General features: G+C 59.5%; 11 protein-coding genes. 5 read left to right on the top strand and 6 right to left on the bottom strand.

Features of this window, described 5'->3' with window-relative positions:
* The first annotated feature begins 69 nt into the window (after positions 1-69).
* From EXY20_RS31495 to EXY20_RS31485, 3 genes are all read left to right on the top strand, one after another.
* A complete protein-coding gene (locus EXY20_RS31495) occupies positions 70-1,713 on the top strand; it encodes an extracellular solute-binding protein (protein WP_167859663.1) in 1,644 nt (547 codons plus the stop codon).
* Positions 1,714-1,968: 255 nt separating this feature from the next.
* Positions 1,969-4,173: a discoidin domain-containing protein gene (locus EXY20_RS31490; protein WP_167859662.1), complete on the top strand. Its 2,205-nt coding sequence runs from the start codon at positions 1,969-1,971 to the stop codon at positions 4,171-4,173.
* 232 nt (positions 4,174-4,405) lie between these two features.
* On the top strand, positions 4,406-5,434 hold the full coding sequence (locus EXY20_RS31485) for a zinc-dependent alcohol dehydrogenase (protein ID WP_135556399.1): 1,029 nt from the start codon (positions 4,406-4,408) through the stop codon (positions 5,432-5,434).
* 410 nt (positions 5,435-5,844) lie between these two features.
* Here EXY20_RS31485 and EXY20_RS31480 read toward each other — a convergent pair whose 3' ends face one another.
* Positions 5,845-6,714: a helix-turn-helix domain-containing protein gene (locus tag EXY20_RS31480; RefSeq protein WP_135556398.1), complete on the bottom strand. Its 870-nt coding sequence runs from the start codon at positions 6,712-6,714 to the stop codon at positions 5,845-5,847.
* Between the two features lie 138 nt (positions 6,715-6,852).
* On the opposite strand from EXY20_RS31480, the gene EXY20_RS31475 reads away from it, so the two are divergent.
* Entirely contained in the window at positions 6,853-7,803 is a 951-nt protein-coding gene (locus tag EXY20_RS31475) for a DUF1861 family protein (RefSeq protein WP_135556397.1), read from the top strand.
* Between the two features lie 537 nt (positions 7,804-8,340).
* Positions 8,341-10,314, top strand: a complete 1,974-nt coding sequence (locus tag EXY20_RS31470; protein WP_135556396.1) for a YjhG/YagF family D-xylonate dehydratase — start codon at positions 8,341-8,343, stop codon at positions 10,312-10,314.
* A 212-nt stretch (positions 10,315-10,526) separates the two neighbouring features.
* Here the strand turns inward: EXY20_RS31470 and EXY20_RS31465 are convergent, their stop codons facing one another.
* The 5 genes from EXY20_RS31465 to EXY20_RS31445 form a co-directional block, all read right to left on the bottom strand.
* Positions 10,527-12,734 (bottom strand): beta-galactosidase, encoded by a 2,208-nt coding sequence (locus EXY20_RS31465; RefSeq protein ID WP_135556395.1) that lies wholly within the window; start codon positions 12,732-12,734, stop codon positions 10,527-10,529.
* Positions 12,735-12,762: 28 nt separating this feature from the next.
* Entirely contained in the window at positions 12,763-14,292 is a 1,530-nt protein-coding gene (locus tag EXY20_RS31460) for an extracellular solute-binding protein (RefSeq protein ID WP_135556394.1), read from the bottom strand.
* Between the two features lie 43 nt (positions 14,293-14,335).
* The gene (locus tag EXY20_RS31455) at positions 14,336-15,226 is read right to left on the bottom strand and encodes a carbohydrate ABC transporter permease (protein ID WP_135556393.1); all 891 of its coding nucleotides are present in this window, start codon (positions 15,224-15,226) and stop codon (positions 14,336-14,338) included.
* A gap of 30 nt (positions 15,227-15,256) precedes the next feature.
* Complete coding sequence (locus EXY20_RS31450) at positions 15,257-16,189, bottom strand: ABC transporter permease (RefSeq protein WP_135556392.1); 933 nt, start codon at positions 16,187-16,189, stop codon at positions 15,257-15,259.
* 162 nt (positions 16,190-16,351) lie between these two features.
* A complete protein-coding gene (locus EXY20_RS31445; RefSeq protein WP_167859661.1) occupies positions 16,352-18,661 on the bottom strand; it encodes a helix-turn-helix domain-containing protein in 2,310 nt (769 codons plus the stop codon).
* Positions 18,662-18,971 lie beyond the last annotated feature (310 nt).

Below are 18,971 nucleotides of genomic sequence, written 5' to 3'. Positions count from 1 at the left end.
GAAAGGCGACAGTTGAAAACGGGAAAGCGAAAAGGGCAAGGCGAAATGAATGCACAGGGAGGTCAAACGATGAGCAGGTATGGACGCAAATGGACGAACGGGTTGCTTGCGGTGACGCTGGGGATGTCGGTTGTTGCGGCAGGGTGCGGCTCGAAGACGGAGGACAAGGGGAGCGCTTCGGCGAGCCCGACGGCGGCCGGCAGCGCGACGCCGGTCGCGAAGAAAGAGACGCCAACGGTCAAATTTATGACGGCGTGGGACCCGGGGCTGCCGATCAGCAGCGATTTGCCGGTATTCGTCGAGTGGGGCAAAAAAACCGGCGTCAAGTTCGAGGTGAACAGCCCGCCGCGCGATTCGTTCGTCGAAAAGATGAACATTACGCTCGCTTCGAACGATTTGCCGGATATGATGAAATTTTTCTCGGATGATCAGTCGTTCAACCGGTACGGCCCGGACCTGTTCGTGCCGCTAGACGATTATTTGAATAGCGGCAAGCTGCCGAACCTGCAGAAATGGTTGAAAAAATACCCGGATGTCGAGAAACGGATGCGCAATCCCGACGACGGCAAAATATACGGGTTCCCGTTCATTCAGGATTTCGAGTTCGCGAGCAGCCTGTGGTACGTCCGCAACGACATGCTGAAAAAGGCGGGGCTGGACGCGAGCAAAATCGGCAGCGTCGACGACCTGAAAAAAGCGTTCCTTGCGCTTAAGGAGCAAACCGGGGGGCCGATCACATCGACGCGGCTCGGGTATACGTACTATAACTGGTCGACGCAGTCGTACTTCGGCGTTGGCGACGGCATCCGTTTCGACAAGGACAAGAAGCAGTACGTGTTCTCGCCGGTGGACGACGAGAAGCGCTACAAGATGTGGGTGGAGTTCGAGCGCTGGATGTACGAGCAGAAGCTGCTTGACCCGAACTTCCTGACGATGAAGGACGCCGAGTTGTTCGCCGGCTACAACAGCGGCAAATATCCGCTCGTGCGCGAGCAGCCGACGTTCGGTCTCAGCCAGCTGAATCCGAAGAACGACCCGGCGATCGACGTGAAGGCGATCATGCCGTTCAAGATCGACGGCTACATGCCTTCCATTCCGCGCAGCGATCATTTCAACATCGGCTATCGTTCGCCGGTCGTCATCAGCAAAAAGTCGAAGTACATCGACGACATCGTCCGGGCGATGGATTATACGTACAGTGACGAGGGCGTCGAGTTTTTCCTGATGGGCAAAGAAGGCGAGACGTTTGCCCGCGACGCGAAAACGCCGTCCGGTTACCGGCTCGACAAGGTGCAAAGCGTCTGGACGATGGACGCGAGCGGCAATTATCCGGCCGGCATGAAGAAGCTGCAGGATTCCGGCTATTATACGGTGTGGCTGACGGGCATCTTCCCCGCCTTCCACCGGTTTAACCTGGTCAACTTCAAGGAAGGCGAGCAGGAGCGGGCGTTGTTCGACATCAACAACCTGAAGAAGCTGGACGAAATCGGCTTCCTGCAATCCGATCCGGTGCTGCTCTGGACGAAGGACGAAAATTCGAAGAAGGCGGAAATCAGCACGCCGCTGAGTACGTACATCAGCGAAAATGCGATCAAGTTTATTTTGGGCCAGAAGCCGATGAGCGACTGGGATTCGTTCATCGCCGGCGTCAAGAAGCTGCGCTCGGACGAACTGGTCAAAATATTCAACGACAAGCTGGCCAAAAGCAAATAAACCGGGTAAGGCCGACTGGCGACAGTCGGCCTTCCTGCTCCTATCAGAACGTATAAAATCTGACGTGAAGATACTGCCCGTTCATGCCGAAAAACGCTTTTCTTATGCAGCGGGATAAACTTGTCGGTCGAACCGGCGAAGCTTCGCGTTTCCTCCATGCACCTTCGTCTTTCTTCCATGTTCGGCGCGCGAGCGGCCGTATATACTTCGAAATGAAAGCGGAAACATCAATCAAATGAAAAGGATGGTGGAATGATGAAACGGCAACAACAAGCAAAGTCGCGGGCGGCGGCGGTCATGGCGGCGATGTCGCTGGCGCTGCTGGGTTGGTTCGTCCCGCAACCGCAGACGGCTCATGCGGCGGTGACCAATTTGTACGCCTCGCCCACAGGCAGCGGCAGCACATGCAGCCTGTCGCTGCCCTGCTCGCTGACAGGAGCCCGCGACAAGGCGCGGACGCTGACTTCGGGCATGACCGGCAATCTGTTCGTCAATTTGCTTGACGGCACGTACCGGCTGACCGATACGTTCGCGCTGGGGACGAGCGACTCCGGCAGCAACGGGTATTCGGTCATCTACCGCAATTATGCGGGAGCGACGCCGGTCCTGAGCGGCGGCGACGTCATTGCCGGATGGACGCTCGACGATCCGATCCGCTCGGTTTACAAGGCGACGGGCGTCGCCACCGCCTTCCGTCAGCTGTATGTGGACGGAGATCGGGAAGTCCGCGCCCGTCAGCCGGACATGGCCGATCCGGCTACCAAAGCGCCGTATTATACGGCGCTTTCCACGAGTCCGAGTTACAAGGTCAACGCTTCGGAAATCGCCTCGTGGTCGAATTTCGGCCAGGTCGAGTTCGTCTGGCTCGCCCACTGGCACGAGAAACGCGCGCGGTTGTCGAGCTACGCCGTTTCCGGTTCCGAGGCGACGTTGACATTCGCTTCGCCGGAGAAAGATTCCATTGTGCTGGACCACTTCAATCAGGATACCACGTACTATTATTTCGAGAATGCGTACGAGTTTCTGAGCGAGCCCGGAGAGTGGTACTGGGATGATGCGGCGGATACGGTGTATTACATCCCCCGTTCCGGCGAAAACCTGAGCACAGCCACCGTCGTCGCCCCGCGTCTCGATACGCTGGTGAAGATCGAAGGCACGCAGACGGCCCCTGCGCATCATATCGAGATCCGGGGCATCACCTTCGAGCATTCGAACTGGGCGCGTCCGAATACGAAAGGCTACCTGAACAACCAGGCCGGGCTGGAGCTGCAAACCGACAATGGGCAGGCCGTGCCCGGGGCGCTGCAAATCGCTAACGCGAACTTCGTCCGCATCGAGGGCAACACATTCCGCCAGACCGGCGCGCACGGCCTGACCGCTACCGGCAACCTGTACCGCAACACGGTCGTCGGCAATACGTTCACGGATCTGGCCGGCGGCGGCATCTATTTCAACTCCGACACCAGCAGCTATGACGTCATCTCGAACAATCTGGTCGAGAAAGCAGGACAATATTACACCGATGCGGTGGGCATTCTGGCGACGCGTCCCGACCATATGTCGATCGATTTCAACGAAGTGAGGGATATGCCCTACACCGGCATCAGCATCGGTTGGAAGTGGGACGATACCGATACCGGCACGGAATACAACGCCGTCCAGTACAACTATGTGCACGACGTCATGAAGCTGCATGACGACGGGGCAGGCATTTACACCTTGGGGTACATGCCGAATTCCTCTATCGAAAACAACTATATCGCCAGTGTAACGGCGTCCGTTTACAACGGCACCTATCCGATCGTGGGCATCTACCTCGATGGCGGCAGCGCCAACAAGACGGTGCAGAATAACGTGCTGGACGGCACGATCAAAGCGTTCTACGGCAACAACACGCCCAATCACGACAACGCGATCCAAGGCAATTACTACAACACGACGCTCGGCACGATCAGCAATTCGAATACCGTTACCGGCAACACGTACGTAAGCGGCAGCTGGTCCGGCACCGCCGCCGACATCATCGCCGGCGCGGGCCGCGTCGCCAACGTCGCTTTGAACAAATCGGCTTCCGCCAGCTCCTCCTATGACGCTACCTACACCCCGGGCAAGGCGGTCGACGGCAGCACAGACGAAGCGGGCTGGTCGCCGGACGGAGCGGCGGGCACTTATCCGAGCTGGAAAGTCGATCTCGGTGCGTCATATCGAATCAAAAAAGTGGAGATCGTTCCCCGTCTGGGCACGATCAACAACATGACGACCCGGCGCAATTTTGAGGTCCGCGCATCCAATAATTCGGATATGTCCGGTTACGTCGTGTTGAGCTGCTACGGAAGCCCGTTCCCGCACTGGTCGACCTGGTCGGCCATCGTGACGAACGTGAATGCGTACCGCTACATTCAACTTGTCAAAACTGCGCCGGAATATTTCTACTTGAACGAGGTGCGGATCTACCACTGATTCCGTCGTTGCCGTTCGACATTCAAGCGCAGCCCCGCAGCCAGGCAACCCCGTACCCCCGCAGCCAGGCCGCGGGGTTGTTTGGCATGACCGGCATTTTCTCCCGGAGCGCGAGACTTCATAAAATATTGCATGCGATTCGAGAAAGTTGCAATGGATGACATGCGGGGCCGGCATTATGCTGGAGTGAAAGATCGGTAATGAGCCATTGAAGAGAGGAGAACATTCATCGATGTCAGACAAACAATCGACCGTATCCAACCGCAAGGTTCGTTTTACCGCTCCGTACGAGTTGGCGTACGAATCGGAGGAGCTGTCGCCGTCCGCGATCGGCAGCAGGCAGGTGCTGGTGAAAACGAGCCGCAGCCTGTTCAGCCCGGGAACGGAGCTGGCGCTGTATACCGGGACGCATGTCGGGTTGGCGGATCCGGCGAACACGTTCGCCAAGTATCCGTTTTATCCCGGCTATGCGTCCGTCGGCGAAGTTATTGCGGCAGGCGGAGAGGCGGGCGGCGTGCAGCCGGGCGATATCGTTTATTCCGACGGGCGCCATGCCGCTTACTACGTGCAGAACGTCCACGAGCGCTCGATTCTGCATCGCGTGCCGGACGGCGTGCTTCCGGAGCGCGCGGTGTTTGCCCGGCTGGCGGCGATCAGCGCGGCTTCCGTCGTGCAGGCGCAAGTGAAGCTCGGCACGAAGGTCGCCGTTTACGGCATGGGGTTGGTCGGCAATTTGGCCGCGCAGCTGTTCGGCCTTCTCGGCGCGGAGGTGGCCGCGATCGATCCGGTGCCGATGCGGCTCGGCGTTGCCAAGGCGTGCGGCATTCCGCACGCGGTAAACAACGACGGCGGGGCCGACGTCAAGGAACAGCTCCGGGCGATCTGGGGCGCCGAGCCGGATATCGTCGTGGAAGCGACGGGCGTGCCGGAGCTGGTCAACAGCGCCATGGAGCTGGTGCGCATCCATGGGCAAGTGGTGCTGCTCGGCTCCACCCGCGGCATGCTGACGACCGACGTGTACAAGCTGCTGTTCTGCAAGTGCATCTCCGTCGTTGGCGCGCACGAGTCGGGGCAAGGCCGGCACGGGTTGCCCACGCGGCACGACATCACCCGCTACGTGCTGCGGATGATTGCGCAAGGAGCGCTGCGGACGGATCCGCTGCTCACGCATACGCTTCCCGCCGAGCGGGCGGACGAGGCGTACGAGCTGCTGCTGCACCGCAAGAACGAGGCGCTCGGCGTGCAGTTGAAGTGGGATTGATGCCGGCCCGGCGTAAGCGGGTAGGCGCGGCGGTGCGGCGCGCTCTGGGGCGTGCTGGATGCACGCGGCCGAGTGCTGTTGCGACTCGATACGGGCCGATGTTCCCGATCTGCTTCGCTCAGATGTCCCCGATGCTCCTCAATGCTCCTCAATGCCCCCAATGCGAGAATAAGCCAGGTTTTATGGCCTATTCCGCCAAAATCGAGCGGCAGTGACGAAATAGCCAGTGAAATCACTGGCTATTTCTCTGGAAAGGCCCATTTGGAGCCGATTGGGACAAAATAGCCAGCGTTTTCGCTGGCTATTTTTGTCGGCAGGGCTGAAATGGAGCCAATAGGCCATTTTTTATGGCCTATTGGGTATGCTCTCCGAGCGTCAACTCGGCGTTGTTGCATGGGAGGCTTGCCGGTTCAGAGCAACCGGCGGTTTTGGCGAAACGCATGGGGCGGCAAACGGTAGTGGCGTTTGAACAGATCATAGAAGTGGCCCATGTTGTCAAACCCGCATTCGAGACATACATCGACGATTTCCATATCGGTTGTGAGCAGCAGCTTCTCCGCATAGGACAGCCGCAGCCCGTTCACGTATTGCACGGGCGTCATGCCAAGGTGGCGTTTGAACACTCTGCACAGGTAGGCGTGGGATTTGCCCGACAACCGCACGAGCGCCGGGGTGCCGGCCGTAAAATGCTCCTTGCCCGTCATCGCCTCGCATAACGATTGCAGCCAGACGGGCGGATTGCCGGGAAGCGGATCGTCCAGCGCCAACGACACGTAACGCGTAAACAGCTCGGCGAGCAGCGCCCTCACCTGCGCTTTCATGAACGGCTTGTCCGCCCGGGAAACCAGATTCAGCTTCTCCAGCCGATCCCGCACATATTCGGTCTCCGTCCGCGCCAGCATAACCGAAGGCGGAAGCTCGGGGGCGAGCAGCTTCTCCTTCGGAAACCCTTCGCCAAGGTAGGCGAACAAGTCGTCCAGCGCTTCGCGGTAAAAGGACAAATTAAGGAACTGGCAGTCGCCTTCCTCCGTCTCCTCATAGAAATGGATATCGCGATCGCGGATAAACACGAGCGTGTTTTCGGCCAGACGTATTTTGGCGCCGTTGATGCAGTGCATGACACTCCCGCGGATAATGAGGAACAGCTCGAAAAAGTCGTGCGTATGCCGGCCCGTCGTGTTGCGAACCGAGGTGATAAACCGGTAATGGGCTTGGACGTCGGGATCGATCCCGACGGCGGCTTTCAATTGCGGCGCTTTCCCTTCGGTATGCAGCAGCATTGTTGTCTCCTTCATCGGTCCGCTGTCGGCTTGAGGTCAAAATAGCGGAAACGCGGTCAAAATGTGGCAAGACTCCGCGGCTACTTTCATATTACTCTATAAGCGAACGGAAGCATATCCCGAGAGGAGACGGCAAAGATGCAAGCAGTGGAGAAACGCCGATCGTTCGAGCAAAACAAACGGGTTTATGAAAGTGTGAAGCTTACATTTCGCGGCGCGGACGGATTCGATGTGTACAATACTTCGATCCCGTTCGAATGGCAAGGGAAACGGTATATTTACGGGCGGCTGGAACGGCGCCACGAATGGGCCCGCTCCTGGGTGCGGCTGTTCGAAGCAAGCGGGCCGGACGAGTGGACGGTCGTTCCGGATTCGATGATCTATCAGCTCGAGGACCCGTACGTGTCCCGGATCGGCGACGAAATGGTGCTGGGCGGCACGCATGTCCGTTTCCTCCAGGGCACCTACGACACGTTTTACGGCTATTTCTATCGCGGGACCGATCTGCACGACCTGCGCTATTTCACCACGGGTCCGGACCATATGAAAGACATTCGTCTGGTGGACATGGCCGGTGGCGGCATCGGGGTGTTTTCGCGGCCGAAAGGCGATACCCTTCGTCAAAAATACGGAAGTTTGTCGATGATCGGTTTTACGGTGCTGGACTCCCTGGAGCAGTTGTCGGCGGAAACGATCGAACAGGCGCCTTATATTCAAGGGATGTTCGCCGCGGACGAATGGGGAGGCTGCAACCAGGCGTATTTGCTGGACAGCGGTCTGATCGGGGCGATCGGGCACCTCGGTTACCCGGCGGTGAGGGAAGACGGCACGAAAATTTCGGCCTACATGAACATGTCGTTCATCATTGATCCGCGGACGAGGGAGCTGCACGACTGCCGCGTCATCGCGACGCGCGATTGTTTTCCCGACGGTCCGGCCAAGAAGCCGGTTCTGACCGACTGCGCGTTCGCCGCGGGCATCGTCATGCGCCCGGACGGCAAAGCCGATCTGTACAGCGGCATCGGCGATACGGAGGCGGCGCGCATCGTCATTGACGATCCGTTCGCGGGATTCGGGCGAATCGTGTAGGAAATGGAGTCACCGCTCGGTCGCAATTTTCGGGCTGTGGGAGGCAATCATCCCCCTTGCTGTCACAATAACCAGTGAAAACATGGTCTATTTGCCGACAATAGACGCTCCCCTCCAAAATAGCCCATGAAAAATGGCTTATTCCCTTGCCAATACCCCTTTCATCGAGCTTTTCTGCCGAATAGCCAGTGATTTCGCTGGCTATTTCTTTGCTGCCTCCGCCTTTTGAGGAAATAGGCAATAAATGATGGCCTATTTGCGGAGGGGGCTTCTGATGGAGCACCCTTCCGGATGGGGGGACCGCTTTTTGGACAGAAATTGATGGAAAAAATTCACATGCTATATTTTCAATCATTTAATCGTCGCTTGCGGCTGCAAGATCGGGTACTTGAACATAAAGGAGCCTGCATACTTCGTCAGGCGGTCGCGGCAGCAGTTTGGCTTGATAGCCCAGGGGGCGCATGGTAGAGTAGGGTGATAGAATAAAATTTTCAAAACTGTGTTTGATAATATCAAACGAATTGAGGCGCGAGTGCTATGAATCATCCAATTCACGAGATAATGGGATCGCATCGGGACGATATGTTTCGCATTCGGACGCATGCCGCGGGTCCTTCCGGCTCGCTGCCGCTTACGCCGGACATGCTGCGTCATGCGCCGAGCGGCGACTTGTTCGGGCTGACGCAAAATGTCGGCATGGGCTGGAGCCCCACCCGGCTGATGGGCAAACAAGTGCTGATCCTCAGCACGCAAGGAGGCATCCGCGGCGAAGACGGGACGCCCGTAGCGCTCGGTTATCATACCGGCCACTGGGAGGTCGGGCTGCTGATGAAAGCCGCGGCGGAACAAATCGGCGCCATGGGCGGCGTGCCTTTCGCCGGTTACGTCAGCGACCCGTGCGACGGCCGCTCGCAAGGCACGACCGGCATGTTCGATTCGCTGCCGTACCGTAACGACGCGGCGATCGTGCTGCGCCGGCTGATTCGTTCGCTGCCGACTCGCCGGGCGGTCATCGGCGTCGCCACCTGCGACAAAGGGTTGCCGGCGATGATGATCGCTTTGGCGGCGATGCGCGATTTGCCGTGCGTCATCGTGCCGGGCGGCGTCACTTTGCCGCCGACGAACGGCGAAGACGCCGGCAAAATCCAGACGATCGGCGCCCGCTACGCGAACGACGAGTTGACGCTGCAGGAAGCCGCGGACCTCGGCTGCCGCGCTTGCGCCACGCCGGGCGGCGGCTGCCAGTTTCTCGGCACCGCGGCGACGGCGCAGGTGGTGGCCGAAGCGCTCGGCATGACGGTGCCGCATGCGGCTTTGGCGCCTTCCGGCCAGCCGATCTGGGAAGAGATCGCGCGGCAATCCGCCCGCGCGGCTATGACGATGGAGGCGGCGGGCATTCGCATGCGCGACATCGTCACCGACGGCGCGATTCGCAACGCCATGGTCGTGCACGCGGCGTTCGGCGGCTCGACCAACCTGCTGCTGCATATCCCTGCGCTGGCGTTTGCCGCCGGCTGCCGCGTGCCTACGGTCGACGACTGGATCGAAGTGAACCGGGCCGTTCCCCGCATTGTCAGCGTGCTGCCGAACGGCCCCGACTATCACCCGACGGTGCGGGTGTTTCTCGCCGGCGGCGTGCCGGAAGCGATGCTGCATTTGCGGCGGCTTGGGCTGCTCGACGAATCGGTGCTGACGGCGACGGGGCAAACGCTGGGCGCCTCTCTCGATTGGTGGGAATCGTCGGAGCGCCGGCAGCTCGTGCGCCGCCGGCTGCTTGAGGAGGACGGGATCGATCCGGACGATGTCATCCTCAGCCCGGAGCGGGCGAAGGAGCGGGGAATGGCGTCCACGCTGACATTTCCGGTGGGCAATCTGGCGCCAGAAGGCGCGGTCATCAAGTCGGGCGCAATCGATCCGTCGATCGTCGGCGAAGACGGCGTCTACGTGCATCGCGGCCGCGCCAAAGTGTTCACGACGGAGAAAAGCGCGATCGCCGCGATCAAGTCCGGCGGCATCGTCGCCGGCGACATCATGGCGCTGATCGGGCGCGGCCCTTCCGGCACCGGCATGGAGGAAACGTATCAGCTGACCTCCGCGCTGAAGCATCTTTCTTACGGCAAACACGTATCGCTGATTACCGACGCGCGGTTTTCCGGCGTATCGACCGGCGTGTGCATCGGCCACGCCGGCCCGGAAGCGCTGGCCGGCGGCCCGATCGGCAAACTGCGCGACGGCGACCTTGTCGAAATCGCCATCGACTTGCGCCGGCTCGAAGGGCGCGTCGATTTTGTCGGCGAGGCAGACCGGACGTATACGCCGCAAGAAGGGGCCGCCGTGCTGGCGGCGCGCGAGCCGCATCCGGGACTGGCGCCGGACGTCGACCTGCCGGACGACACCCGGCTGTGGGCGGCGCTGCAAGCGGTAAGCGGCGGGACGTGGAAAGGCTGCACGTACGATACGGACCGGATCATCGCCCTGCTGGAAGCGGGCAAAAAAGCGCTCGGGGAGTAAGGAGCGAAACGGCAAAACCCGGAAACTGCGAGTATGGAAACGAATGGACGGAAATAACGAGGCCAAGGGGAATCATCCCCAAACAGAGGCGACTGGGTCGGGTAGTCAGAATGACGCTGAAATAGCCAGTGATTTCACTGGCTATTTCGGTGCGGCTGCCCGTTTTTAGTGAAATAGGCAATAAAATAGGGTCTATTAAGGCGCCGAGCCGGTCAGCGCAGCAAATACACATGAACCTCCAGCGCAGACAACGAAACGGCAAACGAGCGCCCCTCGGCAATTTCCGCAGTTCCCGCAGTCCCCGCAGTTCCTGAAGTCTCCTCGACTTCCGCAGTTCCAGCAGCTTCCGTTGTCTCCGCAATCCCGCCTTTTCCGTGTCCGACGATCAAGACGGCTTGCCGATACGTGCGGCCGCCGAAACGAATGTCGGCCTGCTGCGGCGATTGGCTGTTGTTGATCACAATCAGCACGTCCTCCGTGTCCCGGTTGAGCAGCAGGCTGCTTTGCACACACGGATTCCCTGTAACGACAGGGGCTTCGATGTGCAGCTCGCGAACCAGATCGAGCACTATCGCCTGTGCGTCGGCGCCAGCCTCGTGAGTTCCGACGCGAGTCAGCTCGTCGCCAAGACTCGTCTTCAGCGCGTAAGTCAGCCCGAGATGGACGCCGCTGATCAGCGCGCTGCCGGCGCCGTACTTGCCGCGTACCAGCGCGGCGCCCGAACCGTCGGCATACGTCGCCAGCACTTCCCCGGTGACGTGCCGGAACGTCTCTTTCAGCTTGGCCCCCGTCAGCCGAAGCGTCCGATCCCGATAAACGATGTCCACCGCCGGTTCATTGCGGATGTCGTCTTCCTCGCAGCCGAACAACCGCTCGTAGCCGCTGCCGGGAACCGTATGATCGAGCAGCAGGTCATCGTCGAAGGCGGCGAAATAAGGGTCGGCGAGGATACAGCCGCCAGCGTGCACATACTCTTGCAGCAGCTGCTTCGCGCGGGCGTGCGGCGCCGCCGGCTGCGGCACGATAATCAGCTTGTAGCGCCGCAGCTGCTCGGCCGTAGCGAATTCTTCGTGCACGATATCGACCGGAATGTTATGCTCCCACAGCATCCGGTAATAACCGCTCATGCAATCGATCGACAGCGTGCAGTTGCGATGGTCGCACCAGTCGACGAGGTACGACTGCAGGCTGAACAACAGCGCAACCTCCGCCGGCGCCGGCTCCGAGTCGTTGAAGCAGCGCTCGTACTTGTTCAACAAACGGCCGATTGCCGCCACTTCCAGCAGACGATCCGTCGGGTTGCCGGTGTAATCGGTCAGCCCGTAACCGCCGATTTCGTGGCCGTGGGCTTCTTTGCGATACTGCCAGTAGAGCACGCCCTTGGCACCGTGGCGGATCGATTCCCATGTCCAGATCGCCAGCTGCTCCTTTTTCGCGCGGCCCTTGCGGCCGAAGCCGCCGCTGTGGTCGCCGGCGCCAAGCTCGGCTTGCCAGAACGTTTTCCCGTTCGCCGCCGAACGCGCCGCATCGGTCGAGAAGCCGAGCATGCTGTGGCTCGACAGGCCGGAAGGAAAGGCGCTGAAGCCCCACATGTCGAAGCACCGGGCATTGCGCCAGTCGTCGAACGCCATCCCGCCCAGATGGGGACAAGTGATCGAACCGCCGCCCCAGGAGTGGGCAATGACGGGCCTGGCGTCATGGCGGCGAATGACGGCCGTGCGCCACGCGATTTCCTCGGCCAGATTGTCGATCAGAAACAGGCGGAAATCGACTACGTCGCGGTAGCCGTAACGCCAGGTTACCGGCCGCACTTCGTCCCAGCTATTGTGATGCCGCTGCCACGCGGCGTTCAATTGCGCCAGATCGCCGTACTTTCGCTGCAGCCACAGACGGAACTTGGCGCGGGTCGCCTCGCCATAGCCGAACGTCGTATGCTCCGGCGATGCGAAGTTGATGATGTTGTGCGGCTCGTTCATCGGCTCCCAGAAAGCAATTTCCTTCCGGTTCGCAAGATGCCCCACGACGGCCGAAATGAACCGCTCCTCCAGATCGCGCACTTCCGGGTAATCGTAATTCAGACCCGGCCATCCGCCGGAGGGCGTGCTCGTTCGAGCCGACGGCTCGAACGGCTTGCCGTTCGCATCGACTTCGTAGAACTGCGGGTAACGCCGCACCATCCATTCCGGCGCGCCTTGCAGATGGAACAAATACCCGACCTGCAGCCCATGCTTCGCGACCAGTTCTCCGAACGTATCGAGATAGTCCCAATTGTACACGCCGTCGTCCAGCTCCAGCACGTTCCAGACGAGCCAGGCGCGAATCGTATTGAACCCGTACGCCTTCATGTTCGCCAGATCGCGATCCCAATCCCGCCTGCGCGGCGTCCACGAGCGCAAATACTGGCTGCCGAATACAAACATCGGACACCTCCGCAAGCCTGTTAGTGGCCTATTTGGCCGGATTTTTCAGCTTATACTGATCCGCATACTCGCGCATCATCGTCTGCACCGTCGCGTCGTTTTGCAGCTGCTTCACGTAGCCGTCCCATTCTTCGATCGAGCTTTTGCCGATAATGACCTTGGTGACGTTCGTCCCCATATCCTTGAACAGGTCGCCGCTGCGTTTGGCATACGTATCCGACACGAGACCGGTGAACGGGTCCGGCTTGGCGTTCTGGAAGTACGAGTCAGTTTTCTGCTTCAGCTCTTTCATGAAATCGGCAGGCATGTCGGCAAACTTCTCAATTTCGTTATATTTGTTATAGGAGTTGACCAGCACGTACACGGTTCCGCCAACGTCGCGGTTCAGCGCCTCGCTGTCGACGGCGATGCTGCCGTCGGCATTTTTCTTGTGGTGAATGCCTTCGATGCCGTATTTGCGCAAATCGTTCAATTCCGGACTGGCGGACTGGTCAAGATAACGAAGCAGCTTCTCCACCTTGTCCTTCGGCACCGAAGAAGGAATCATAAAGGCGCCGTAGAACGAATCCCGCGCGTTTTGCACGTAGCCGTTCGGCCCTTTCAGCGGCGGCAGCACCAATACTTCGCCCTGGGGCGCCGTTTTCTTCAGCTCCTTCTGAATCGTCCACGCCTCGTGAATCGGCCGGTTCAACACGCCGGCTTTGCCTTGCTGGAACATCTCCGTGTCCTGTCCGGCCTTGAGCACCGAATATTCCGTCGGCAGAAGCTGTTTGCCATACAGGTCGCGCATGTAGAGCAAATAGTCGCGGAAGCCGGGAGTCAGTTCCTTCAGCACCATACGGTCGCCTTCGATGACCGGGTTCTGCGTGCCGAAGGCGCTCATCGCCGTACCGATCGGATACGTGGTGGAAGCGGTCGCCGGCGTGACGCCCGTCTTTTTCGCTTTGAACGCTTCCAATACGCTCTTCAACTCGTCCACCGTTGTCGGCACCTGCAGGTTCAGCTCCGTCAGCCAGTCCTTGCGAATGAGCAAGGCATCGCTGATGACACCGGTCGCATTGGGGATGCCGTACGTTTTCCCGTTGATGCTGGCGTCGCTCCACAGGTTGGCCGGCAGCTTGGCGAGATTCGGGTATTTGCTCAAATCGCCGAGAAACGGCCCCAGGTCGTAGAAGGCGCCCTGGTTGATCGCATTGACGATGTTCGCTTCGGTCAGCGTTTTCACCACCGTAATGTCGGCGAGCGTCTTGGACGCCAGCGCGAGGTTCATTTTTTCGGTGAACGCGGGGCTGGTGACAAATTCGATTTTGAGCTTCGTGTTGGTGCGTTTCTGCAGTTCCTGATAGAATGGACTTTTGTCCACGTCGGGCGGCGTGCCCCAGATCAGCGTCTGCATGCTGATGGACAGCGGCGAGGCGCTTGCGCTTGCGCTGGCGGCGGGGGAAGCGGATGCGTTCGAGCCTTGCGGCTTCTCCTTGCCGGCGCACCCGGCGAGCGGCAGCGCAAGCAGCGAAGACGCGCCCAGCGCGAGAATCAATTGATGACGACGACGTTTCATAGTTCCAGCCCCTTTGATTTGGCGATAGTGGTGGCAAAGCGGGTTATCCTTTGACCGAACCGAGAAGAACACCTTTGGCGAAATATTTTTGCAAAAACGGATAAACCAGGATGATCGGCGCAATGACGACAACGAGCGCGGCCATCTTGATCGTCTCCGGCGGCAGCGCCGCTTGCGACGGATCGAACGAAACGACGGACATATTGCCCATGTTCGTTTCGTTCTGCAGAATCATCTGCTGAAGCAGCACTTGCAGCGGCCATTTGGCGGCGTCGCGCATATAGATCAACCCGCTGAAGTACGTATTCCAGTACCCGACGGCAAAAAACAGCGAAAATGCGGCGATCACCGGCATGGACAGCGGGACGATGATCCGGTACCAGATGACCAGATCGTTGCAGCCGTCGATTTGCGCCGAATCCTCCAGGCTGTCCGGCAGCGACTGGAAGAAGCTTTTGACCACAAAAACGCTCCACGCGTTGGTCAGCACCGGCAAAATAAGCGCCCATAACGAATTGATCAAGCCAAGCTTCTCCACCAGCAAATATTGCGGCACCAGTCCGCCGCTGAACAGCATCGTCACAAGCAGCATCAGGAGCAGCAAGTTGCGCCCGGGCATCGTTTTCTTCGTCACCGCGTAAGCGAAGGAGGTAGTGAACACGATGCTGAGCGCCGTTCCGGCAAGCGCGATGAATGCCGTCGCCCGGAACGAGTCGAGGAAGGCGCTTGTCGACAGGATGTAACGGTAAGCATCGAGCGACCACTGCCGGGGGAACAAAATAAATTCGCCGGCTACATAGCTTTGTGCGGATGTGAACGAAACGGCAAAAACGTACACGTACGGAAAAATCATCACGATGCATACGAGCAGCAGCACCGCATAAATCGCGATGTCGGCCGCGAGGGACGAAGGCGAACGGCTGCTGCGGTTCATGGGCATGGCCTCCTTGTGCGAAATGCGAAATTAATACAGCCCGTCGTGCCCAAAACGTTTGGCGAGCCGGTTGGCGGCGACGATCAGCACCAGGCTGGCGACCGATTTGAACAGGCCGACGGCCGTCCCGTAGCTGAATTGCCCCGAAAGCAAGCCGCGCTTGTACACGTAGGTGTCGAATACTTCGCCCACCGGCTGCACGAGCGGGTTGAGCATCAGCAGCACATGCTCGAAGCCAACGTCCAGCATGCTGCCCATGCGCAGAATGATCAGAATGACGATCGTGCCGCGGATGGCCGGCAAGGTGATATGCCAGATTTGGCGCATTCGCCGCGCGCCGTCGATTCGCGCCGCCTCGTACAGCTGCTGGTCGACGCCGGCAATCGCCGCAAGGAAAATGATTGTGCCCCAGCCGACTTCCTTCCACACGCTCTGCGCCGTCAGCAGCAGCCAGAACGTATTCGGGTTCGTCAGCATCGACACCGGTTCGCGCCCGCTGTGGACGAGCCACTTGTTGAGCAGCCCGATGTCGGTGGACAGGAACATGTACGTGAAGCTGACGACGATCACCCAGGACAGAAAGTGCGGCAAATACACAATCGATTGGGCCACCCGCTTGAACAGCGCGTGCCGCACCTCGTTAAGCAGCAGGCTCAGCACGATCGGCAGCGGAAAAAACAGCAGCAGTCCGAGCACATTGATCGCGAGCGTGTTGCGCAGCAGCGGCCAGAAGTCCCGGTAAGCAAAAAAATGCCGGAAATGCTCCAGCCCGACCCAAGGGCTGTCGGCAAAACCGCGGTAAGGATTAAATTCCTGAAACGCCAGGACGATTCCCCACATCGGCGCATATTTGAAGACGAGCAAATACAGCACCGTCGGCGCCGCCAGCACGTAACACCAGCGACTGGCAAGCAGCCGCGAGAGCAGCCTGCTTCTGCGGCGCGGCGCGACCATCGTTTCCATATATCCACCCCCTTCCTGGCTTTATTGTAGGCAGGAGGGCGGCCGCTTCGTAAGACTCAGCTTTTGACCGGCCCGGCAGCCGTTGCCCGGCAAGGGTTCGGCGTGGGCGGTGTACATATTTTGACCCCGGCGGCGGCTGCGATGTACAAATGTGTACGGTCGTTACCCGCGCTGGCCGGCCCGGAAAGCATGCGGCGTGACGCCGTTGAGCTGCTTGAACACCCGGCGGAACGTCGGCTCGATATACCCGACGGCGGCGGCAACGGCGGCGATGGTCATGTCGGTGCCGAGCAGCAGACTTTTGGCGTGTTCGATTTTGGCGCGGGCGACATAGTCGCTGAAGTTGCTGCCCGTGCTCTTCGCGAACAGGCGGCTGAAGTAGGAAGGGTTCAGCCCGACATGCCCGGCGACGACCGTCAGCGACAATTCGCCGGCGATATGGGCGGCAATGTATTGTTTGGCCGACTCGACGTTGCGCATGCCCATCTGCTCTTGCTCCAGCGTCAGGCATTCGATCAGGAAAGGAAGGAAGCGCAAGCGAAACCAGCCTTCCGCTTCGCTGCTGGTCGCGCAGTTCATCAGCGTTTCGCCGGCATTCATCTGCACGAGCCGGTCGGTGCATCCGCTGGAAAGGCGGGATAACGAAAGGAACAGCATCAACAGCGACTGGCGGATCATCGCGGCGGTGCAGCCGCTTTCCCGCACGCTTCGCATGAAGCTTGCGAACCGTTCGGTCGCCTCCGGCCAATCGCCGCGGCGCAGCGCTCCGGCAATCTCCTGCTCCTGCTCGAGCGGGTAATGGAACTCTCCCGTGTAGGCGGCGACTTCGCCAATTTCGATCGTCCGGTTGCCGCCCTGAACCAGCCGGTGCCGCAGCGCCTCGAGCGCTTCGTTGAACGATTGGCCGATGTCGGCGATCGAAGCGCGCGCGCCGCCGATGCCAAGCGATATGGCGAACTTCAAATGCATCTCCACCGCTTCCCGGATCTGTTCGCCGAGCGCACGGATCGCCGTCCGCTCGGCGCCGAACAAGGACGGATCGTGCGGAACGGACGAAACGGGAAGCACAAGGACGACGCGGGCGGAATCGGGAAACGTCAGCACGTCGGCCTTCAGCCCTTGTCCGGCCAGCACTTCGCCGGCAATATTGGCAATCGCGAACAGGACAAGCTGCCGGTCCTCGGCCTTGAACCGCTCCCCGAGCTCGAACCGTTCCGGCTCCGCAACGATAATTTGGTAGGCCGACTTCGCGTCGATCCGGTGCCGTTCGCACATTTCGCCGATTTCCGCCGGACCCGCGTTGGCGTAGTAATGGTAGAGCAGCCGGGTCAGGAACATCTCGCGCAGCAGCGGGCTGTTGCTGCGGTTGAACTGTTCGATCTGGCCCTCCAATTCATTCCATTTGTGTCCGATCAAGCCCCATTCGTCCATGGGGACGGGCGAGGCCGTGTATTTGCGTCCCTCTTTGCTCAGCAGGTCGGACAGCGGAGCGTACAGCCGGCGCGAATTCATGTAGGTCATGCTGACGCCGATCAGCGAGGCGAGCAGGCCGATCGCGATCGTAATCCACAGAATGCGCGACTTGTATGTGTACATGTCGCGGAACGCGGTTTCTTCAATGATGGTCCATCCGGCCAGCCCCGATTTGCTGAATGTCGTAATGACCGATTTGCGGTAGTCGGTGAAGGAGCCGAGCGCGGCAGGATTGCGCAGCATATGCTCCTCCCACATGGCGTTGTCGGCCAGCGTGGTGCCGATCAGGTGCGGATCGGCATGCGACAGGATAAGCCGCTTCGAGTCGATGACCGTAATGCCGCCGTCGCCCGACTTCATATAATGGAACCATTCGTTTTCCGTGAACGACACCGATATGTAGCCTTGCGCGACGGAGGACAGCAGCGGAATTTGCCGAACGAACACAATGAGCGGCTCATCCTGGCCGAGCGGCGGCGTTCGCCGCTGCATGAATGTCCAGGCGGAGCCCTGGGACAGATCGAGCGTACGAAACAGCGCGTCGGTCGTCCCGGTCGTATCGGCGGACAAGTATCCCTGGGCCGTGGACAAGACGAGCTGCTGACGGGGCAAATACAGATCGACGCTATAGGCGCGCGGCAGCACCTGTTTGACCAGGTTGATTTTTTTGTTCAATTGGTACATGGCGATTACGTCCTGCTTCAGATCGGACTGGTACGCGGCGTGCACGACATCGTTGTCGAGCAGCAGACTCGTCGTCGCCTGCTCCACTTCCACCATATAGCCGTCGAGCCGCTGGCGCATCTGGTCGAGCGTCATCTGCGTCGCCTGCTTCACCTGGCGCTCCAGATTGGCCGACATCAGCCAATAGGACAGCGCAACGCTGACCAGCAGCGGCATGAAGACGGAGAACAATCCCAGATACAACAGCCGAAAAAAGTAGGTGCGATGCGTGCGGAGCTGCGCCGCGGCACGGCGTACGATGGAAGATGTCGTCATGGGTCTGCTCCCTTTCCGGATTAGTCCCATTATTATATCATGTGATATTTCAGAAAAAGAAGCGAGACGACGCGAAAATTGTCCAATCCGGGGGATGCGGATCTATGTTGTCAGGTTAAGCGGTGATGGTTGACCCGATCTACTGTAAGGCTGAAATCAGCCTTATTTCGTCCGCCGCTCGCAGAAATGTACCTTTGTCAAGAAAGTAGACACACAATTTAAGCGATCTGCTGTTGCTCGTAGTACCTTTTTTCGCATAAATGCGGGGTGAGGTAACCAATTGACGAATGGATGCGAGTGCGATTGTAAT

The sequence above is a fragment of the Paenibacillus cymbidii genome, from assembly GCF_004764705.1.
Classification (GTDB): domain Bacteria; phylum Bacillota; class Bacilli; order Paenibacillales; family NBRC-103111; genus Paenibacillus_AN; species Paenibacillus_AN cymbidii.
This window is presented reverse-complemented; position numbering and strand designations above follow the sequence as displayed.